Origin of the sequence: Agarivorans sp. B2Z047 (assembly GCF_023373605.1) — a bacterium.
Classification (GTDB): Bacteria; Pseudomonadota; Gammaproteobacteria; order Enterobacterales; family Celerinatantimonadaceae; genus Agarivorans; species Agarivorans albus.
Window position 1 is genome coordinate 2,900,623 of the sequence record NZ_CP088080.1, and the last position, 19,397, is coordinate 2,920,019.

General features: G+C 42.0%; 20 protein-coding genes and 2 tRNA genes. 10 read left to right on the plus strand and 12 right to left on the minus strand.

Features of this window, described 5'->3' with window-relative positions:
• The first annotated feature begins 47 nt into the window (after nucleotides 1-47).
• Entirely contained in the window at nucleotides 48-944 is an 897-nt protein-coding gene (gene ttcA, locus LQZ07_RS13365) for a tRNA 2-thiocytidine(32) synthetase TtcA (RefSeq protein ID WP_152784890.1), read from the plus strand.
• Here the strand turns inward: ttcA and LQZ07_RS13370 are convergent.
• Together LQZ07_RS13370 and cobB are read right to left on the minus strand one after the other, a co-directional pair.
• Nucleotides 941-1,699 (minus strand): glucosaminidase domain-containing protein, encoded by a 759-nt coding sequence (locus tag LQZ07_RS13370; protein WP_152784888.1) that lies wholly within the window; start codon nucleotides 1,697-1,699, stop codon nucleotides 941-943. The two genes, ttcA and LQZ07_RS13370, sit on opposite strands and share 4 nt — an antisense overlap.
• Nucleotides 1,696-2,415: a Sir2 family NAD+-dependent deacetylase gene (gene cobB / locus LQZ07_RS13375; protein ID WP_152784886.1), complete on the minus strand. Its 720-nt coding sequence runs from the start codon at nucleotides 2,413-2,415 to the stop codon at nucleotides 1,696-1,698. Before cobB ends, LQZ07_RS13370 begins: the two co-directional genes overlap by 4 nt.
• 516 nt (nucleotides 2,416-2,931) lie before the next feature.
• Between cobB and LQZ07_RS13380 the strand changes: the two genes are divergently transcribed.
• The 4 genes from LQZ07_RS13380 to LQZ07_RS13395 all read left to right on the plus strand — a co-directional run bounded on the left by LQZ07_RS13380 (nucleotide 2,932) and on the right by LQZ07_RS13395 (nucleotide 7,090).
• The gene (locus LQZ07_RS13380; RefSeq protein ID WP_016401499.1) at nucleotides 2,932-3,957 is read left to right on the plus strand and encodes an amino acid ABC transporter substrate-binding protein; all 1,026 of its coding nucleotides are present in this window, start codon (nucleotides 2,932-2,934) and stop codon (nucleotides 3,955-3,957) included.
• Nucleotides 3,958-4,027: 70 nt separating this feature from the next.
• Nucleotides 4,028-5,224 (plus strand): amino acid ABC transporter permease, encoded by a 1,197-nt coding sequence (locus LQZ07_RS13385; RefSeq protein ID WP_152784884.1) that lies wholly within the window; start codon nucleotides 4,028-4,030, stop codon nucleotides 5,222-5,224.
• A 1-nt stretch (nucleotide 5,225) separates the two neighbouring features.
• Nucleotides 5,226-6,317, plus strand: coding sequence for an amino acid ABC transporter permease (locus LQZ07_RS13390; RefSeq protein ID WP_152784882.1), 1,092 nt, complete (start codon nucleotides 5,226-5,228; stop codon nucleotides 6,315-6,317).
• A gap of 14 nt (nucleotides 6,318-6,331) precedes the next feature.
• Nucleotides 6,332-7,090, plus strand: coding sequence for an amino acid ABC transporter ATP-binding protein (locus LQZ07_RS13395; protein ID WP_016401502.1), 759 nt, complete (start codon nucleotides 6,332-6,334; stop codon nucleotides 7,088-7,090).
• 72 nt (nucleotides 7,091-7,162) lie between these two features.
• Here LQZ07_RS13395 and ihfA read toward each other — a convergent pair whose 3' ends face one another.
• The 7 genes from ihfA to thrS all read right to left on the minus strand — a co-directional run bounded on the left by ihfA (nucleotide 7,163) and on the right by thrS (nucleotide 14,240).
• Complete coding sequence (ihfA, locus tag LQZ07_RS13400; protein ID WP_016401503.1) at nucleotides 7,163-7,456, minus strand: integration host factor subunit alpha; 294 nt, start codon at nucleotides 7,454-7,456, stop codon at nucleotides 7,163-7,165.
• A 2-nt stretch (nucleotides 7,457-7,458) separates the two neighbouring features.
• On the minus strand, nucleotides 7,459-9,846 hold the full coding sequence (gene pheT, locus LQZ07_RS13405) for a phenylalanine--tRNA ligase subunit beta (protein WP_152784880.1): 2,388 nt from the start codon (nucleotides 9,844-9,846) through the stop codon (nucleotides 7,459-7,461).
• Between the two features lie 12 nt (nucleotides 9,847-9,858).
• Nucleotides 9,859-10,839 (minus strand): phenylalanine--tRNA ligase subunit alpha, encoded by a 981-nt coding sequence (gene pheS / locus LQZ07_RS13410; protein WP_152784878.1) that lies wholly within the window; start codon nucleotides 10,837-10,839, stop codon nucleotides 9,859-9,861.
• 259 nt (nucleotides 10,840-11,098) lie between these two features.
• Nucleotides 11,099-11,452 carry a 50S ribosomal protein L20 gene (gene rplT, locus LQZ07_RS13415; RefSeq protein ID WP_016401506.1) on the minus strand — a complete coding sequence of 118 codons (354 nt, stop codon included), beginning with the start codon at nucleotides 11,450-11,452 and terminating at the stop codon, nucleotides 11,099-11,101.
• Between the two features lie 18 nt (nucleotides 11,453-11,470).
• Entirely contained in the window at nucleotides 11,471-11,668 is a 198-nt protein-coding gene (gene rpmI / locus LQZ07_RS13420) for a 50S ribosomal protein L35 (RefSeq protein WP_016401507.1), read from the minus strand.
• Between the two features lie 100 nt (nucleotides 11,669-11,768).
• Complete coding sequence (gene infC / locus LQZ07_RS13425) at nucleotides 11,769-12,311, minus strand: translation initiation factor IF-3 (RefSeq protein ID WP_084681800.1); 543 nt, start codon at nucleotides 12,309-12,311, stop codon at nucleotides 11,769-11,771.
• Nucleotides 12,312-12,314: 3 nt separating this feature from the next.
• Nucleotides 12,315-14,240 carry a threonine--tRNA ligase gene (gene thrS, locus LQZ07_RS13430; protein ID WP_152784876.1) on the minus strand — a complete coding sequence of 642 codons (1,926 nt, stop codon included), beginning with the start codon at nucleotides 14,238-14,240 and terminating at the stop codon, nucleotides 12,315-12,317.
• Between the two features lie 206 nt (nucleotides 14,241-14,446).
• On the opposite strand from thrS, the gene LQZ07_RS13435 reads away from it, so the two are divergent.
• Complete coding sequence (locus tag LQZ07_RS13435) at nucleotides 14,447-14,650, plus strand: CPXCG motif-containing cysteine-rich protein (protein WP_152784874.1); 204 nt, start codon at nucleotides 14,447-14,449, stop codon at nucleotides 14,648-14,650.
• Here LQZ07_RS13435 and LQZ07_RS13440 read toward each other — a convergent pair.
• Nucleotides 14,647-15,267 carry a riboflavin synthase subunit alpha gene (locus tag LQZ07_RS13440; RefSeq protein ID WP_152784872.1) on the minus strand — a complete coding sequence of 207 codons (621 nt, stop codon included), beginning with the start codon at nucleotides 15,265-15,267 and terminating at the stop codon, nucleotides 14,647-14,649. The two genes, LQZ07_RS13435 and LQZ07_RS13440, sit on opposite strands and share 4 nt — an antisense overlap.
• On the opposite strand from LQZ07_RS13440, the gene LQZ07_RS13445 reads away from it, so the two are divergent.
• From LQZ07_RS13445 to LQZ07_RS13460, 4 genes are all read left to right on the plus strand, one after another.
• Nucleotides 15,266-16,663 (plus strand): MATE family efflux transporter, encoded by a 1,398-nt coding sequence (locus LQZ07_RS13445; RefSeq protein ID WP_051147601.1) that lies wholly within the window; start codon nucleotides 15,266-15,268, stop codon nucleotides 16,661-16,663. The two genes, LQZ07_RS13440 and LQZ07_RS13445, sit on opposite strands and share 2 nt — an antisense overlap.
• Entirely contained in the window at nucleotides 16,660-17,652 is a 993-nt protein-coding gene (locus LQZ07_RS13450) for a DUF3080 family protein (protein ID WP_152784870.1), read from the plus strand. Before LQZ07_RS13445 ends, LQZ07_RS13450 begins: the two co-directional genes overlap by 4 nt.
• Nucleotides 17,653-17,809: 157 nt before the next feature.
• Nucleotides 17,810-17,886 (plus strand) — tRNA-Val (locus LQZ07_RS13455).
• Nucleotides 17,887-17,900: 14 nt separating this feature from the next.
• Nucleotides 17,901-17,977 (plus strand) — tRNA-Val (locus LQZ07_RS13460).
• A 29-nt stretch (nucleotides 17,978-18,006) separates the two neighbouring features.
• Here the strand turns inward: LQZ07_RS13460 and modC are convergent.
• Together modC and modB are read right to left on the minus strand one after the other, a co-directional pair.
• Nucleotides 18,007-18,720 carry a molybdenum ABC transporter ATP-binding protein gene (gene modC, locus LQZ07_RS13465; protein WP_152784868.1) on the minus strand — a complete coding sequence of 238 codons (714 nt, stop codon included), beginning with the start codon at nucleotides 18,718-18,720 and terminating at the stop codon, nucleotides 18,007-18,009.
• A complete protein-coding gene (modB, locus tag LQZ07_RS13470; protein ID WP_016401516.1) occupies nucleotides 18,711-19,391 on the minus strand; it encodes a molybdate ABC transporter permease subunit in 681 nt (226 codons plus the stop codon). The genes modC and modB overlap by 10 nt, the downstream gene beginning before the upstream one ends.
• Nucleotides 19,392-19,397 lie beyond the last annotated feature (6 nt).

The window sequence follows — 19,397 nt, forward strand, 5'->3', positions numbered from 1 at the left end:
CAAAGCGGGGTTATATAATAGCCCCGCTTTTTTATTGGGAACACACTATGTCAGTTACAGCAAAACAACAATACAACCACAACAAGCTACAAAAGCGAATTCGACGTCATGTTGGACAAGCTATTGCCGACTACAACATGATTGAAGATGGCGACAAAATAATGGTTTGTTTATCCGGTGGTAAAGACAGTTATGCAATGCTAGACATACTATTAAACCTACGCGCCCATGCTCCGATAAACTTTGATGTAGTTGCTGTCAATTTAGATCAAAAACAACCGGGTTTCCCAGAGCACATTTTGCCTGAATATCTAAAAGGCTTAGATATTGAATACAAAATCGTAGAAGAAGACACTTATTCGATAGTTAAAGACAAAATACCAGAAGGCAAAACAACTTGTTCACTGTGTTCGCGTTTGCGTAGGGGCATTTTGTATAGAACAGCCACTGAACTAGGAGCGACCAAAATCGCCTTAGGCCATCACCGAGACGACATATTAGAAACTTTATTTTTGAATATGTTCCATGGAGGCAAACTTAAAACCATGCCACCGAAGTTGGTTAGCGATGATGGCAAACATGTAGTTATTCGCCCTATGGCTTATTGTAAAGAAAGCGATATGGAAAAATATGCAGAGCTGAAATCCTTTCCAATCATTCCTTGTAACCTTTGTGGTTCCCAAGAAAACCTACAACGCCAAGCGATTAAGCAAATGCTTAACGATTGGGAAAGGCGTTTTCCCGGCCGAATCGAATCGATGTTTAGATCGGTACAAAATGTAGTTCCCTCACACCTACTCGACCATCAACAATTCGACTTTAAATCGATAAATCGAGATAGTGGAATCATTGATGGTGGTGATATTGGCTTTGATGCGCCAGAGTTAGAAGACCAGCCAAGCCAACAAAGCCAAGCTGGTATTGTGCAAGTTGTTGAGCTTTAACCTGCGATAATCGGTGTTCGGGTTGGCCAAATGTTTTGGTTAACCCTCATCATTTGCTGTAACTCTTCTACGTAAGCTTCGCCTCTTTCAGAGTAACTGCTCAGTTGAGTAGCTAGTTCCATTGCGTTTAGTTCTCCGCTAGAGCGTGCCAGATTTCGTTGTTGCTGGAAACCTTTGTAAGCTGGGTGGCTATTTAAGTTATTCATATAAACACTCACCGACTCATACACACTATCGAACTTTCTTACTTCGTGGTTAGCCCCATCGTTTCGATTTAAAGGAACTAATCCGCAGCCCTTCTTATAACACCATTGCCCAAATAAGTTATTTCCTTCACGGGCAAATCGCGACGTTCCCCAAGCTGATTCATTTGCTGCCTGTGCAAGCACCAAAGCTGGTGGAATAAGATCTACTTTAACTAATAAGTGTTGAATTTGGGATTGTTCATCCAGCGATGGGTCCACTCGATAGAGTTCTGTAAGCAGAGTTAGTGTCTGTTTTTGTTTCTTAGAAAGGCTTGAGCCCTTAGCTAACGTTGCAGCTATAGCTTCCACCTCAGAGCGTTGCTGTAATATCTTATTATTGCTTGCTTCAATTAGTGGAGTGATGAAGTCAGTAAAGCTTTGCTTTTTCTGTTGAACATTTTCAATTTCGTGCAGCGGAGGTAAGCTTTGTGACTGTGCTTGCTGCTCTGGGGATTGTTCACAAGCAACTAAAAAAACTGCTACCAATCCCGGTAAAATTATTCTTTTCAATTATTAACTCTTAGTTCTGAAGTGAGTTCACTAAGAAACTCGGGTACTAATTCGCTGGCTGGGCCGTAATAGCGTTCGCCAAATTCGCTTTGCATTTCCGAGGGCTCAAGGTTTAATTCTATAGTGCGCGCATCGTGACTTGCCGCTTCGTGAACAAAACCTCCTGCAGGAAATACATGACCAGATGTTCCGATCGCCATAAATATATCACAGTGGTTCAACTGGTGATAAATTCTATCTAAACCAATTGGCATTTCACCAAACCAAACTACATGAGGTCTAAGTCGCGTCGGAAACTGACAGCAAGTGCACAACACGTCGCTACCTAAGTCTTCCTTCCACACTGTTGTCTGGTTACTGACTGGGCAACGTGCTTTTAGTAGCTCTCCGTGCATATGTAACACATTCTTACTACCTGCACGTTCGTGTAAGTCATCGATATTTTGGGTGATAACTAACAATTCGATGTCTTGATGTTTTTCAAGTTCAGCTAAAGCAAAGTGGGCAGGATTTGGATGAACATTCCCTTCTTGTAGCTGTTTACGACGTAGATTATAAAACTGGTCAACAAAATCAGGAGAGCGTTGATAGGCTTCTGGTGTTGCTACGTCTTCTACTCGATGCTTTTCCCATAGGCCGTCAGAATCTCGAAATGTTTGGATGCCTGACTCAGCAGAAACACCGGCGCCGGTTAAAACAATGACATTTTTTTTCATATTCATCTTCTTTTCTTCAATTTCAGGTAGAAGCTACTATAAATATATAATAAGTCAGCATAAGACCCCATCCTACTTAAGTTGTAACACAGTATTTTACGCCTGCTTGTAACTAAGTGTTAACATACTAGCCAGTAGGAATTTCGACATAAAGTAGAATATCTAGTTTCTCCTTCCATACTACGTTTCAAAATCTAACTTTTGCGACATATCTCGCTTTTAGCACTTTTAAGGTAACTAAATCAGGGAATTATCGCTAGCTGTGCTAATCTTGATCTAGCGCAACAAAAACTTGATAAGCCAAAAACTTAAGCGGCTTGATACTATATTCATTTATATTGAATAGATTTGCGCTAGCGGTCAGTTATTCGGCATTCTACCGCGATTGCGGTGTTACAATAATGTTGACACCCAATATTTGAATGTTTATGTTGTTATTGGCTCAAATTAGCACTCAAGCAAATTTTTCGAGTGATATACCCCACAATAGAAGACAAACTGTACAGGGAAGAAAACATGTTAAAAAACACGCATATTAAAGCCGCAGTTGCTGCTGTTGCTCTAGCATTTGCTGCTAACGCAAGCGCTGCTGAAGGAACGTTAGACAATGTGAAAAGTAAAGGTTTCTTACAATGTGGCGTTAGTACTGGCTTACCAGGTTTCTCAAACCCAGATGCCGACGGCAACTGGCAAGGCCTTGATGTTGACGTATGTCGCGCAGTAGCTGCAGCCGTTTTAGGTGATGCATCTAAAGTTAAATACACTCCCCTTACTGCGAAAGAGCGCTTTACTGCACTTCAATCAGGCGAAATTGATATTCTTTCTCGTAACACTACTTGGACGCTAACACGCGATAGTTCATTAGGTTTGAACTTTGCTGGTGTGAACTATTATGACGGCCAAGGCTTTATGGTAAGTAAAGAGCTGGGTGTTTCTTCAGCTAAAGAATTAGACGGCGCTGCTGTTTGTATTCAATCAGGTACTACTACTGAACTTAACCTAGCGGATTACTTCCGTGAGCACGGCATGAAATACACTCCTGTTGTATTTGATACTTCAGACCAAACAGTTAAAGGTTTTGAAGCTGGCCGTTGTGACGTTCTTACTTCAGACCAATCTCAACTTTATGCACTGCGCATTAAACTAGCTAAGCCAGATAGCGCGATGGTATTGCCAGAAATCATTTCTAAAGAGCCTCTTGGCCCAGTTGTTCGTCAAGGTGACGACCAGTGGCTAAACATTGTTAAGTGGTCTCTATTTGCGATGATCAATGCTGAAGAGTATGGCTTAACTTCGGCTAACGCAGACGACATGCTTAAATCTACTAACCCTAACGTTCGTCGTATCTTAGGTTTAGAAGGTCCTAAGGGTAAAGGTTTAGGTCTAGATGACAAATGGGGCTACAACATTGTTAAGCAAGTAGGTAGCTACGGCGAGTCTTTTGAGAAAAATGTTGGTGCAGGTTCTCCTCTAGGTATTGCACGTGGTGTTAATGCCCTTTGGAACGACGGCGGCTTCCAATACGCTCCACCAATTCGTTAATTTCTACCTTATTAGAGCAGGGCTTGCCCTGCTCTCTTCGTTTTAATCCTACATTACTAGGTTACATTATATGGCTGCTCATCCTTCTTCAAAGGATAACTCAGCAAATAGTCTTCGTAAGATCTGGTTTGATCCCAACGTAAGAGCGCTAGTTTTCCAAATTATTGTCGTTATCGGTGTTATTGGCTTCTTCTATTACATCATCAGTAACGCGCTTTTCAACTTAGAACAACGTGGCATTACCACTGGTTTTGGTTTCATGAACCAAACTGCAGGGTTCGGCATTATTCAATCTTTAGTCGAATACGATGAAAGCCACACTTTTGGTCGAACTTTCGTTGTTGGACTACTAAATACAATTTTAATATCGATATTAGGTATCATTTTCGCCACCATCCTCGGATTTATTATGGGTGTGGCTCGTTTATCTAATAACTGGTTAATTTCTAAAGTTGCTACGGTTTACATTGAAACCATGCGCAACATTCCTTTGCTACTTCAAATATTTTTCTGGTACTTTGCGGTGCTTAGGGCTTTGCCAAGCCCTCGACAAAGTGCGCATATAGGCGAAGCGGTTTTCCTCAACGTACGTGGTTTATATATGCCAAGTCCGGTGATGGAAGCTGGGTCTAACATAGTAGTATTTGCTTTTATCGCTGCCATTATCGGTTCGTTCATTATCGCTAAGTGGGCTAAAAAGCGCCAAATGGCTACCGGTCAACCTTTTCCGGTTTTTTCGGTATCAGCAGGTCTAATTGTACTACTACCACTACTTGCATTTTTTGTAATGGGTATGCCTATTTCACTAGATTACCCAGCTTTAAAAGGTTTTAACTTCCAAGGTGGTATGGTTGTTATCCCAGAACTTGCAGCGTTGTTAGTTGCTTTAACAACCTATACAGCTGCGTTTATTGCTGAGATTGTTCGCTCAGGCATTTTGGCGGTTAGCAAAGGTCAAAGTGAAGCAGCTGAATCACTCGGTTTAACTCGAACGCAAGCCTTAAAATTGGTGATTATTCCGCAGGCTATGCGAGTCATTATTCCGCCACTCACCAGCCAGTATTTAAACCTTACTAAGAACTCATCATTAGCTACAGCTATTGGTTACCCTGATTTGGTCTCAGTGTTCATGGGCACAACTCTTAACCAAACTGGACAAGCTATTGAAGTTATCGCCTTAACCATGGCAGTTTACTTAACTATCAGTATTACAACTTCAATCTTGATGAACATTTACAACAAGAAAATGGCTTTAGTGGAGCGTTAATATGTCAGAGCATCAATTTAAACCTGATTTAGCTCCACCTAACCTTAGCGTAGGCTTTGTGGGTTGGCTAAAGAAAAATTTGTTTTCCTCATGGATAAACAGCTTTTTTACTCTGTTTATTCTTTATCTAATCGTTCCACCACTGGTATCCGCCATTCAATGGGTGTTCTTAGAAGCAGATTGGATAGGAGATAGCCGAGAGGCTTGTACCAGCGATGGCGCATGTTGGGTGTTTGTAGCAGATCGTTTCTCTCAGCTAATTTATGGCTTCTACCCTTCTGCAGAACGCTGGAGAGTAAATGTTGTCTTTGTTACTTTCCTGATTCTAATCGCGGCATTAGTCTATGAGAAAACACCTCATAAACCCAAAATCGCAATTTTTAGCTTAGTTATCTACCCAGTAATTGTATTTTTCTTGTTACTCGGTGATTCGTTCGGCTTACCTAAAGTAGAAACCCACCAATGGGGTGGTTTAATGCTTACTTTGGTATTAGCTATTGTAGGCATTGTAGCGGCCTTACCATTTGGTATTTTATTAGCGCTTGGCCGTCGTTCTCATATGCCGATAGTGCGAAGCTTTTGTACCATCTATATTGAGTTTTGGCGTGCGGTACCTCTAATCACCGTGTTGTTTATGGCCTCTGTAATGTTGCCACTGTTTGTAGGCTCTGAAGTAGACTTTAATAAGTTGCTACGTGCCATGATCGGTATCATCATGTTCCAATCAGCCTACATGGCCGAAGTTATTCGTGGTGGTCTACAAGCTATACCAAAAGGTCAGTACGAAGCCGGCGAAGCATTAAATTTAAGCTATTGGCAATCTATGGGCTTAATCATCTTGCCTCAGGCTTTAAAGATTACCATTCCTTCAATTGTTAATACCTTTATTGCGCTTTTCAAAGATACTAGTTTGGTATTGGTTATTGGATTATTCGATTTATTGGCTATTGGTCAATCTGCACTAGCAGATCCAGAATGGCTTGGTTTCTCTACAGAAATGTACGTATTTATCGCTTTTGTATTTTGGGTGTTCTGTTTCGGTATGTCTCGCTATTCGATTCATCTTGAGAAGAAACTACACACAGGACATTAATAAGGAAATTTTACATGACATCTAATCAAACAAACCCTGAAGTAGTTATTCAGCTCAAGGGAATGAACAAATGGTACGGTGAGTTTCACGTACTAAAAGACTTAGATCTTACCGTAGCCAAAGGCGAAAAAATTGTTATTTGTGGCCCTTCCGGTTCGGGCAAATCGACCATGATTCGCTGTATTAACCGCTTAGAAGAGCACCAAAAAGGCGACATCATTGTTAATGGCACCGAGCTACAGAGTGACCTAAAAAGTATTGAAACGGTGAGAAGTGATGTGGGGATGTGTTTCCAACACTTTAATCTATTCCCTCACCTAACCGTTTTACAAAACTGCTGCTTAGCGCCAATTTGGGTGAAAAAGATCCCTAAGGCAGAAGCAGAAGCCACAGCAATGAAATACTTAGAGCGGGTTAAAATCCCAGAGCAAGCTGATAAGTACCCTGGCCAGCTTTCAGGTGGTCAGCAGCAACGTGTGGCTATCGCTCGAAGCTTATGTATGAATCCATCTATTATGTTGTTTGATGAACCTACTTCGGCACTCGATCCTGAAATGGTTCGTGAAGTACTAGATGTAATGGTTGAACTGGCGAACGAAGGTATGACGATGCTTTGTGTAACTCACGAAATGGGCTTTGCTAAACAAGTTGCTGATCGTGTGATATTCATGGACAGAGGTGAAATCATTGAAGAAAACGAGCCGGTAGAATTCTTTGAAAATCCGCAGTCAGACAGAACGAAACTGTTCTTGAGTCAGATTCTTAATCACTAGAATCTGTGACTTTATAAATTAAAGTAAAAGAAAAGGAAGCCAACTGGCTTCCTTTTTTATGTCCTAAATATTCTATTTAGGTTCGGCGTTCTCTACCCTACTCTTGAGCTTTTGCCCAGGACGGAAGGTGACTACTCGACGCGCAGAGATGGGGATATCTTCACCCGTTTTCGGATTACGACCAGGGCGTTGATTTTTCTCCCTTAGGTCAAAGTTACCGAAACCGGAAATTTTGACTTGTTCCCCACTTTCCAAAGCCACCCGTATTTCTTCAAAAAAAGCTTCTACTACTTCTTTAGACTCTCTTTTGCTAAAGCCTAAGTTTTCAAATAAATTTTCTGCCAGGTCAGCTTTAGTTAATGCCATAACTAGTCCCTCAAGGATGCGTCAAACTCTGTACGTAACGCCTCTACAATGGTGTCAACTGTAGCGGCAATCTCTTTTTCTTCAAGGGTACGGCTTTGCTCTTGCAAGGTTAAACTGATAGCAATACTCTGCATATCGTCTGCAATGCCTTTCCCTTTGTATACATCGAATAAGTTTACGCCAACTAATTGATTTCCGCCAACTTTCTTAATGCAATTTAATAAATCGCTAGCTTTTACCTGTTGCGATACCAGTAAAGCAAGGTCGCGACGGTTTGCTGGGAACTTAGAAACTGGCTGGGCATCTGGCAATTTGCGTTGAGTAACGGCGTCTAATACCAATTCGAATACAAATATCTTACCGCTCAAGCCAAACGCTTTAAGATGCTGAGGATGCAAAGCACCAACGTAACCAACCACTTCTCCGTTGCGCAAAATGTTAGCAGCTTGGCCAGGATGTAAAGCTGGGTTTTGAGTAGCTTCAAAGCTAAAAGAGCCTGCATCAACGGTTTGTTGAATAAGCGCTTCTACATCACCTTTGATATCGAAGAAATCGAGTTCTCGTTCAGTGGTGTTCCAAGCTTCTTGATTAGCATTACCACTAATTACACCTGCAAGCATTGGAGTTTGGCTAACACCATTTTCGGCATTTTGGTCTGGAACAAAACGTAAACCCGACTCAAATACTCGAACACGAGATTGCTGGCGCTTTTGGTTGTAAGAAACCGTGTCTAACAACCCGGTCAACAAGCTTAAGCGCATTACCGACATTTCTACAGAAATTGGGTGTGGCAATACCATTGTTTCTTGCTGTGGGTGCAACAGTTGTTGACGTTTAGGATCAACAAAGCTGTAAGTCACTGCTTCTTGGTAGCCGCGGGCACAAAGTAGCTGACGCAACTTAGTTGCTGGCAGTTCAACCTCTTGATGTTGACTCATTTTTAATGAAGCAACTGGGGAAACATTTGGAATGTTGTTGTAACCGTAAATACGAGCAACTTCTTCGATTAGGTCTTCTTCGATGTCCATATCAAAACGATAGCTAGGTGCAGTCGCATCCCAACCTTGCTCTGTTTCTGTTACCGACATACCTAAGCGAGTGAGGATTCCACTAACTTGCTGTTTAGAAAAGCTATAACCGACAACTTTTTCCAACCGCGCGTGGCGTAGAGTAATTGTCTTCGCTTTAGGTAATTTAGTTTGGTCGCCAGACTCAACTACTGGGCCAACTTCGCCACCACAAATTTCAACAAGAAGTTGAGTTGCACGCTCAATAGCTTGGTTTTGTAGTTGGTAATCTACGCCTCGCTCATAACGGTGTGATGAGTCTGTATGCAAACCATACTGTCTCGCTCTACCGGTAATTGCTAATTTACTGAAGAAAGCACACTCTAAGAAAATGTCTTGGCTAGTTTCAGTTACACCAGTTTTCTCGCCACCAAAAATCCCCGCCATTGCAATTGGACCAGTTTGGTCACAAATAGCTAAGGTGTTTTCTTTAAGCTTAACTTCATTACCGTCGAGTAAAACCAGTTTTTCACCATCGTTAGCTAAACGTACATCAATAGAGCCTGTTAGTTTCGCTAAATCAAAGGCATGCATAGGTTGCCCTTGCTCAATTAACACGTAATTGGTGATATCTACAACTGGATCGATTGAGCGAATGCCACTGCGACGAAGGCGCTCTTGCATCCATAACGGTGTTGCTGCTTTTACGTCTACGCCTTTAATAACGCGACCTAAATAACGTGGGCATTGTTCGATAGCTTCAACATTTACCGTAAACGTATCGTTGATTGTTACTTCAGCGTTTTGCCATTGTGGCTCTGCTACGTCTAACTGATTTAGTACACCAACTTCTCGTGCTAAACCGCGTAGGCTTAAACAATCTGCGCGGTTAGGTGTTAAATCTACTTCAATGATTACATCATCTAACTTTAAGTAGTCACGTAAGTCGGCACCAATTGGAGCATCACTCGGCAATTCCATAATACCGTCGGATTCGTCACTGATGCCCAGTTCACTGTAGGCGCAAAGCATGCCATGAGAAGGTTGCCCACGTAACTTTGCTTTTTTGATTTTAAAGTCGCCCGGTAACACTGCACCAACAGTTGCAACGGCTACTTTTAGACCTTGTCGGCAGTTTGGAGCGCCACATACAATATCAAGTAACTCTTCAGCGCCAATATTGATTTTGGTAACACGAAGTTTATCTGCATCTGGATGTTGGCCACATTCAACCACTTCACCAATAACTACACCGTTAAAATCAGCCGCTACTGGCTCTATGCCATCAACTTCCAGGCCGGCCATAGTAATTTGTTCTGCTAACTCGTCGCGAGAATTGCTAGGGTTAACCCACTCTCTTAGCCAGGATTCACTAAATTTCATCTCAATTAACCCTTAATTAAATTGTTTTAAGAAACGTAAATCGTTTTCGAAGAATGAACGTAAATCGTTAACGCCATAGCGCAACATGGTTAAACGCTCTACACCCATGCCAAAGGCAAAGCCGGTATATTCTTCAGGGTCAATGTTTACTGCACGTAATACATTTGGGTGCACCATGCCGCAGCCCAAAACTTCTAACCAACCATTCTTACCTAATACATCCACTTCGGCTGATGTTTCGGTAAACGGGAAATATGAAGGACGAAAACGTACTTGCATGTCTTCTTCAAAGAAGTTTTGCAAGAAGTCGTACAACACACCTTTTAACTCGGTGAAGTTAACGTTTTTATCAACCATCAAGCCTTCAACTTGATGGAACATAGGAGTGTGTGTTTGGTCGTAGTCGTTACGGTATACACGTCCAGGAGAGATAATTCTAATTGGTGGTTTTTCCGTTTCCATGGTTCGGATTTGGACACCCGAGGTCTGAGTACGTAGTACCAGATTAGGATTAAAGTAGAACGTATCGTGGTCAGCACGCGCTGGGTGGTGCTCAGGAATGTTTAAGGCATCAAAGTTATGGAAACCATCTTCGATCTCCGGGCCAGACTTAACCTGGAACCCTAACTCGCCAAAAAACGTTTGAATACGTTCAATTGTTCGAGTTACTGGATGTAGACAACCAATTTCATCGGTACGGCCTGGTAGCGTTACATCAACAGTTTCCGCAGCCAATTTAGCGTTTAATTCTTGCTGAACCAATAATTCGCGCTTTTGATTCAATGCTTCTTGGATAGCTTGTTTAGCTTGGTTAATAAGTTGACCAGCTTGAGGACGCTCTTCAGGCGATAATTTGCCAAGTCCCTGTAGCTGTTTAGTCATTAACCCTTTTTTACCTAGGTATTCTACGCGAACGGTATCGAGTTCGTTAATCGCAGAAGCTGCTTCTATGTGAGTCTTCGCCTGATTGATTAGCGCATCAAGATCTAGCATGATTTCCTCATATTCCACCAAGGGAACGGCTGATTTTTAGTATTTAATAAGACCGGAAATAGTACTTTAATGAGTCGCTGATGGCTAGCGCGGAAGCTTGTTTACTAAGGATTTTTATAGGAGTTTGTTGGGTATTTGAGCAGACGCCAAAATGTAATGGAAGTTGATGCTTTAACTTGGTGGGATTAAGGCCAAATTTGTTGAAAAAATAGTAATAAAAAAGGGAGCCTAAGCTCCCTTTTCACAAACTTGATAAAACTTATAAAGCAGCTTTTGCTTTTTCTACCAATACTGTGAATGCTGCTTTATCAAAAACAGCAATATCAGCTAGGATCTTACGATCGATTTCGATAGATGCTTTTTTAAGTCCGTCAATGAAACGGCTGTAAGACAAACCATTTTGACGAGAAGCAGCATTGATACGTGCAATCCATAATTGACGGAATTGACGTTTACGCTGACGACGGTCACGGTAAGCGTATTGACCCGCTTTAATTACCGCTTGGAAGGCTACGCGATAAACACGTGAACGTGCTCCGTAGTAACCTTTGGCTTGTTTTAAGACTTTCTTATGACGTGCACGAGCTTGTACACCGCGTTTAACTCTGGCCATTCTTAATTTCCTCTAAACTTATGCGTACGGCAACATGCGAACAATTGATGCAACATCAGATGCAGCAATCATACCCTTCGGACGAAGGTGACGTTTTACCTTAGTACGGCGCTTAGTCAGGATGTGACGAAGACCAGCTTGTTTGTATTTAAAACCACCAGAAGCAGTTTTCTTAAAGCGCTTAGCTGCGCCTTTGTTCGATTTCATTTTTGGCATTTACATGCACTCCGCATTGCGAGTTTAACAACATATAACTAAAGGCGAACAAAAACAGCTTACTCGTTAAAGTAAGCTGCTTGTTACTTGGATGCCTTAGTTACTTCTTTTTAGGGCCTAACACCATAACAGCTTGGCGACCTTCCATTTTTGGAAAAGCTTCCACAACTGCTAGCTCTTCTAAATCACCTTTAATGCGATTTAAAAGATCAAAGCCTAAGCTTTGGTGTGCCATTTCACGACCACGGAAACGTAGCGTTACTTTAGCTTTATTACCCTCTTCTAGAAAGCGAACCAGGTTGCGTAGTTTTACCTGATAGTCGCCTTCGTCAGTTCCAGGTCGGAATTTAATTTCCTTAACCTGAATCTGTTTTTGCTTCTTCTTCTGTTCTTTTACAGATTTACTCTTTTCGTAAATGAACTTACCGTAATCCATGACCCGACAAACAGGTGGTTCAGCATTCGGACTAATTTCAACTAAATCAACGCCAGATTCTTCGGCAATGTTTAGCGCTTCATTCAAACTTACAATGCCGATGGACTCGCCATCTAAGCCATTAAGGCGTACTTCTTGAGCTTGAATTTCTTCATTTATCTTATGTGCTCTTGCAGCTTGTTGCTGACCACGTCTTCCGGTTTTTATAATTTATACCTCAATACAATTATTGTCACGATTGGTGATTTCTTGCTTAACTTGCTCAACAAACTTGTCTACTGCAAATTTGCCTAAGTCATCACCCTTACGAGTTCTAACCGCAACCTCATTACTTTCGACTTCTTTATCGCCGACAACTAACAAATAAGGAATACGCTTTAGAGTATGTTCACGGATTTTAAAGCCTATCTTCTCATTTCTCAAGTCCGCAATGGCTCTAATGCCCTGTTTATTTAATTTTTTTACTACTTGATGGACAAAATCAGCCTGTTTATCAGTAATATTCATGACAACAACCTGTCGAGGAGCTAACCAAGTTGGGAAGAAACCAGAATATTCCTCTGTCAAAATACCAATAAAGCGTTCAAGTGAACCTAAAATGGCGCGGTGAATCATTACCGGTACATGGCGCTCATTGTCTTCTCCAACAAATGAGGCAGACAAACGGCCTGGCATTGAGAAATCTAACTGAACAGTACCACATTGCCATGCTCTATCTAGGCAGTCGTGAAGAGTGAACTCAATTTTAGGGCCGTAAAACGCACCTTCTCCCGGCAAATAAGAAAATTCGATCCCTTTTGATGTTAATGCATCAGCCAAGGCTTTTTCAGATTTATCCCAAGTTTCGTCGTCACCTACTCGCTGCTCTGGGCGAGTAGAGAGTTTTACTTCAATTTCTTCAAAGCCGAAGGTTTTGTATGTTTCGTAAACCATGTCGATACACGAAGCAACTTCATCTTGAATTTGGTCTTCAGTACAGAAGATGTGCGCATCATCTTGGGTAAAGCCACGCACACGCATCAAACCATGTAATGAACCAGATGGCTCGTTACGGTGACAAGAACCAAACTCAGCCATGCGCAATGGAAGATCACGGTAAGACTTCAAACCTTGGTTAAAGATTTGAATATGACCCGGACAGTTCATCGGCTTAACAGCGTATTCACGGCTTTCTGACTGCGTAGTAAACATTGCGTCTGAATACTTATCCCAGTGCCCAGACTGCTCCCACAAACTACGATCCATAATTTGCGGTGCTTTTACTTCTTGATAATCGTACTTAGTTAACTGCTCACGTACATACGTTTCTAACTGACGGAAAATCGTCCAACCAGAGTCATGCCAGAACACCATACCTGGTGCTTCTTCTTGCATGTGGTAAAGGTCTAGCTGCTTACCAATTTTACGGTGGTCGCGCTTAGCGGCTTCTTCAAGACGTTTTAAGTATGCAGCTAGTTGTTTTTTATCTGCCCATGCGGTGCCATATACACGTTGCAACATTTTATTTTTGCTATCGCCACGCCAATATGCCCCAGCTACTTTCATCAATTTAAAATGATGACAGAACTTCATGTTAGGTACGTGTGGACCGCGACACATATCTACGTATTCTTCGTGATGGTAAAGCCCAGGAGTGGCACTTGCCTCAATACCTTCGATAATCTCGAGCTTGTATGGTTCTTCGCGTTGTTCGAATACCGCTTTTGCTTCCGCTAGAGGCACTGTCTTTTTAACTACATCGTAGTTAGTTTTAGCCAGTGCTTTCATACGTTTTTCGAGGTTTTCAATATCTTCTTGAGTAAGCGAATGCTCTAAATCGATATCGTAGTAAAAGCCATTATCAATAGTAGGACCAATAGCCATTTTAGTTTCTGGCCACATTTGTTTAATGGCATGACCCAATAAGTGAGCACAAGAGTGACGAATGATTTCTAAACCATCTTCGTCTTTAGCGGTGATAATCGCTACTTGAGCATCTTCAGATATAAGTTCACAGGCATCTACACGTTCGCCGTTTACACGGCCAGCAATACACGCTTTAGCTAAGCCTGGGCCGATATCGGCTGCGATATCCATAGTTGAAACTGGGTTTTCGAATTGACGTTGACTACCGTCAGGAAGAGTAATAACTGGCATATTTATCCTTGCTCATACAGTGGTGATGCCTACCAAACATCACATGATTTAGTCGATAAAATTGAGTACTAAATGCACTTAAAAGATGGGCAATATTAAAGGTCTGAGCAGATAACTTCAATAGCTTATGGTTTATTGATCTTGATACTCGTTGTTCTCACCAATTTGAACCATAATTAGACAGTGGACATATTGGAGTAGTTGTTATGAAAAACTATGTCGAAAAAATGATTTCTTGCCCAACCTGCGGTCACCATACTCCCCTTATTATGGATGCGAGTAACGGTGACCAAGACTTTTATGAAGACTGTCGAGTATGTTGTAACCCAATACATTGTCGTTTACAGGTTGATGAAAGCAACGATAAATTATTGGCCTTTGTAGACGCCGACGACGAACAGTACTTTTAACTTAACCAACGTTTTAAGTCACCGCTTACTGCTAAGTTTTTGATGGTATCAATCGCTGTCTGAGTCGCGCTGTCTATTTCAATATTCACTAAATCACCTAGTTGCTTGTCACCTAGGGTAGTAACCCGCAGGGTTTCGGGAATAATGTGCAGCCAGAACCCCTGCTCACTCAGTTTTCCAACCGTTAAGCTAGCGCCATCAACACACACAAAGCCCTTATAGATAACATAATCGCGCCACGCCTTATCTAAGGCTAGATGAATAGCTAAGTTGTTCACTGTTGGTAACAACTCAATTATTTTAGCAGTACTATGAATATGGCCAGAGACAAGGTGACCACCAATTTCGTCCCCTACCTTCGCTGCGCGTTCAATATTTACTAAATCCCCTTCTTTTATTGTGCCTAAGTTTGTTAGACTTAGCGTTTCTTGAATCAAGTCGAATTGAACACCTTGCTCGCTAATGTTTACCACCGTTAAACAGGTTCCGTTTACGGCCACACTAGCGCCTATTTTCAAGCCTTCGGTATCCGCTAAATCAACCCAGAGCTGCATGAATCCTGGTGATAACTCGACTTTGACTACTTTTCTTTTATTCTGAACAATTCCGGTGAACATGAAGCATTTTTTCCTGGGTTTTAAACAACGATTTTCCAAAGAGTGTTTTGCCATACTGCGGCTAGCAGGGCCAATTGTAGTTGCTCAACTTACCATAACCGGTATGAGTTTTGTTGATACGATTATGGCAGGCTCGGTAAGCCCTACCGATTTAGCCGCTGTGGCTGTTGCCGCTAGCTTTTTTAACCCAATTATTTTGTTACTACAAGGCATATTAATGGCTGTTACGCCTCTAGTTGCCTATCAAATTGGTGCAAAACAAGCTCATAAGGGCGGCAACATATTTCGCCAAGCATTGGTGATTTCGATGTTTCTTGCCGCTGCTGCTTGGGCCATTTTATGGTTTGCACCTAATGTATTTAACATTATGGATGTCGAAGAACAGTTAGTTGGTCTAACAAAGCAATACTTGTATTTTGTTAGTTTTGGATTACCTGCTTTTGCTTTATACCAGGTATTGCGAGGGGTTAACGAGGCCTGTTCGAACATAAAAGCCATTATGATCATTGGCATAATGGGCTTGCTAATAAACATCCCAATTAACTACATCTTTATTAATGGTTTGTTTGGCATGCCAAAACTCGGTGGCGCTGGCTGTGGTGTTGCCACGGCAATGGTTAATTGGTTTATGGCTGTAGCCATGCTGATTTACGCCACCAGAAGTAAAACCTTATTACCGCTTAACTTGTTTGAACGATATCAAGGGATTGATTGGCCAATCGTATCGCGAATATTCAAATTAGGTTTGCCAATTGGCGGCGCCATATTCTTTGAAGTAACGCTGTTCTCTATGATTGCTTTGCTGTTATCGCCACTTGGCGCAGACATTGTGGCAGCTCACCAGATAGCGCTTAACTTCACCTCAATGGTATTTATGTTGCCATTAAGCATTGGCATCGCGCTTACTATTCGTGTTGGCAATTTTATGGGTGAAAAGTCGCTAGATAAAGCTCAAGTATGCGCCTATAGCGGAATTATACTTTCAATTATTATTACCTTGTTTATAGCTACCGCAACTATCGTATTTCGTCACGACATTATCGCTTGGTACACAGAAAACACCACCGTAGCTGCCATTGCAGCCCCACTGTTCTTGTTAGCGGCCACCTATCAGCTATCAGATTCAATGCAGGTATGTTGTGCCGGTGCGCTTAGGGGGTACCAAGATACTCGTTTCATTTTAATCGTTACCCTAATTAGTTTTTGGCCAATTGGTTTAGGTGTTGGATCTATACTTACATTTACCGATTATTTAACCGAAGAGCCAATGGGAGTGATCGGTTTTTGGATAGCCATAGTACTAGCACTAACCGCCTGCGCTATTGGTTTGTGCTGGCGACTAATTTGGGCGAGCAATAACCCAGACAAACTTCACTTAATAAACAAGGAAGCATGAGCAAAAAACAGCTTGTTGTTTACTCATTATTAGCACTTGGTATAGGTGCATTTTCTTATGGGCTAATTTATTGGCAAAAGCCGCTTAGTGAGCGGCTTTTTCAAGACTATAGCTCTAGGTTAAACAGAGTGCTTTCCATTTCAATAAAGGCTCCGAAACAAACCCCTTCACTTCCGCAAATTTATTGGCGGGACTACTTAAAAAAAGAGCCAGAGTTATCACTATCACTGCTAGATAGCATTACCCTTAAACACTGCGGATTAGACCAACTGGTTTTCGAGAGAAATTCGAGCTTAGGTAAACATGCTAGTGCCGACTACACGCTGGTTTGGCATATTGATTTGATAACCGGGCTACAAACTTGCTTAGCCAACAACCACCTAGATGCTCAGCTAAAAGCCTCGCTACAGCACATACTCGATACAAAGCGTGCAGCAATTAATGTTTACTGGCACAACTTTTTGGTTAACGAGCTAAGCATTAGGCATTTGTGGTCTAGCCAACAAGCTATTGGCAAAAATCCGCTTCCTTCCTACCGCGCGCTTGCTACAAACTTAACAGAGTTGAGCCACATACATGGTGAGCTAGTCACCAGCCACAGCATAAACAAGAAACAACTTCTTCGGTTAAGTGAAAAGCTGCAAAAAGGAGTAACTATTTTGGCTCTCCTTCAAGAGCTTAATGCAACTAGTGCTTGGCTTAACAAGGTCACCATGGCACTAAATGCTCGTCAATTTTCCTGCCAAGAAAGCAAAGCTGATTACGATATCTTACGTAATATTCTAACTAAAGTTTATGCGGTAAAGGTGCAAGACTATCTTGCCGAGCTCGATCAAAGTGCCAATGCTGTTATAAATTCTTTGATTCCACTAATGCAGCAGTCACACGCCGAACTGTTAGCACGCGCAAGCGCTATACATATAGAATTTAAACAAGCTAACCGCAAACACGTAAAACAATGGAAGCAAATACTCGATAGCTGTACGTGAGTTTAAAGCAACATCTTTTCATGCTTTTGAATTTGTTTATGCTAATTACAGAAGCACTGTTTAATCATTGAACATTCAGTTCTCATAATCATTATCAGCAGTTGACGCATGCCTGCAGTTACAGTACCTTTCTCGCCGTAGGCTAAAACCTCACAATACAACCGTAGCTCAGTTGGTTAGAGCACCACCTTGACATGGTGGGGGTCGGTGGTTCGAATCCACTCGGTTGTACCAAAATCTAAAACGATATTCGCGTAGCTCAGTTGGTTAGAGCACTACCTTGACATGGTAGGGGTCGGTGGTTCAAATCCACTCGCGAATACCAACTCTTAATCGTCTCTACTCTTTTATTTTTCATACAGCCTTTAAGTAATGTTGCTGAGTTCGCGCTTGCGGTTCTAGGTTTAAATTGCTTAAGTAAGCTTGCTGACTTACCCGCCCTTGTTCTAAAAACACCATATAATCGGCTAAACGTTTAACCTCTTCTAAGTCGTGGCTTACATATACAACCGGAATCGAAAGCTGCTGGTGTAGTCTTTCCAAGTAGGGAATGATCTCTTGTTTTAGAGTGGCATCTAGTGCTGATAGCGGCTCGTCCATTAACAATAGCTTTGGTGAACTTAGCAAAGCTCTAGCAATTGCAACACGCTGGCGTTCTCCCCCCGATAAACAGCTGGGTCTGCGTGTTAATAAATGTGAAATACTCAATAATTCACAGGTATCGCTAATACTTACTTTTCGTTTTTCTGGACGTGTTAAGCGGTGACCAAACAACAAGTTTTGCTCTACATTTAGATGTGGAAATAAACTGGCTTCTTGGAATACATAGCCAATTTCTCTCTGATGAGTAGCAAGATAGATCCCTTGCTTATCATCTTGCCAAACCTCACCATTAACCGAAAAATAGCCGCCACTAAAACGATCTAAACCAGCCATTGCGCGTAAACACGAGGTTTTACCAGAACCCGAAGGTCCAAACAAAGCAGATACACCGGTTTGTGGCAAAGTAAGCTCAATGTTCAACGTAAAGTCATCACGCTGGCTGTGCAATTGCAATTCTAAGCACATAGTTTAAGCCTCTGTTTAGTAAAATCGTTCAAGCTGTAGATGATTAGCAAAGCAACAAATGAAAACACCAACATTCCGCCCGCTAACCAATGCGCTTGACCATATTCTAATGCCTCAACATGGTTATATATTTCTATCGACATCACTCGCGTTTCACCAGGAATATTGCCGCCGATCATAAGCACTACGCCAAACTCTCCAATGGTGTGGCAAAAGCCCAAAATAGCAGCGGCAAAAAATCCTGGTCTAGCAAGCGGAAAAGCGACTTTCCAAAACACTCGCCAAGGACTTGCACGTAATGTCATAGCTACTTCTAAGGGGCGTTTACCTATTGCTTCAAAAGCGTTTTGCATGGGCTGCACAACAAACGGCAATGTATGCACTACGCAGGCAATCACAATACCGGTGAAGGTGAATGGCAATCGCCCTACTCCTAGTTGCTCAGATAAGCTGCCTAAGGGGCCGTTTGGCCCAAGCAGCAGCAGTAGATAAAAACCCAATACAGTTGGCGGTAGCACTAGCGGCAACGCGAACATTGCACCTATTAATGACTTTAAAGACGATTGAGTTTGCGACATCCACCACGCCAAAGGCGTGGCAATAATCAATAACACCAAAGTAACAACACAGGCCAACTTAAGCGTTAGATAAACCACAGTTATATCGGGCATTTAGCA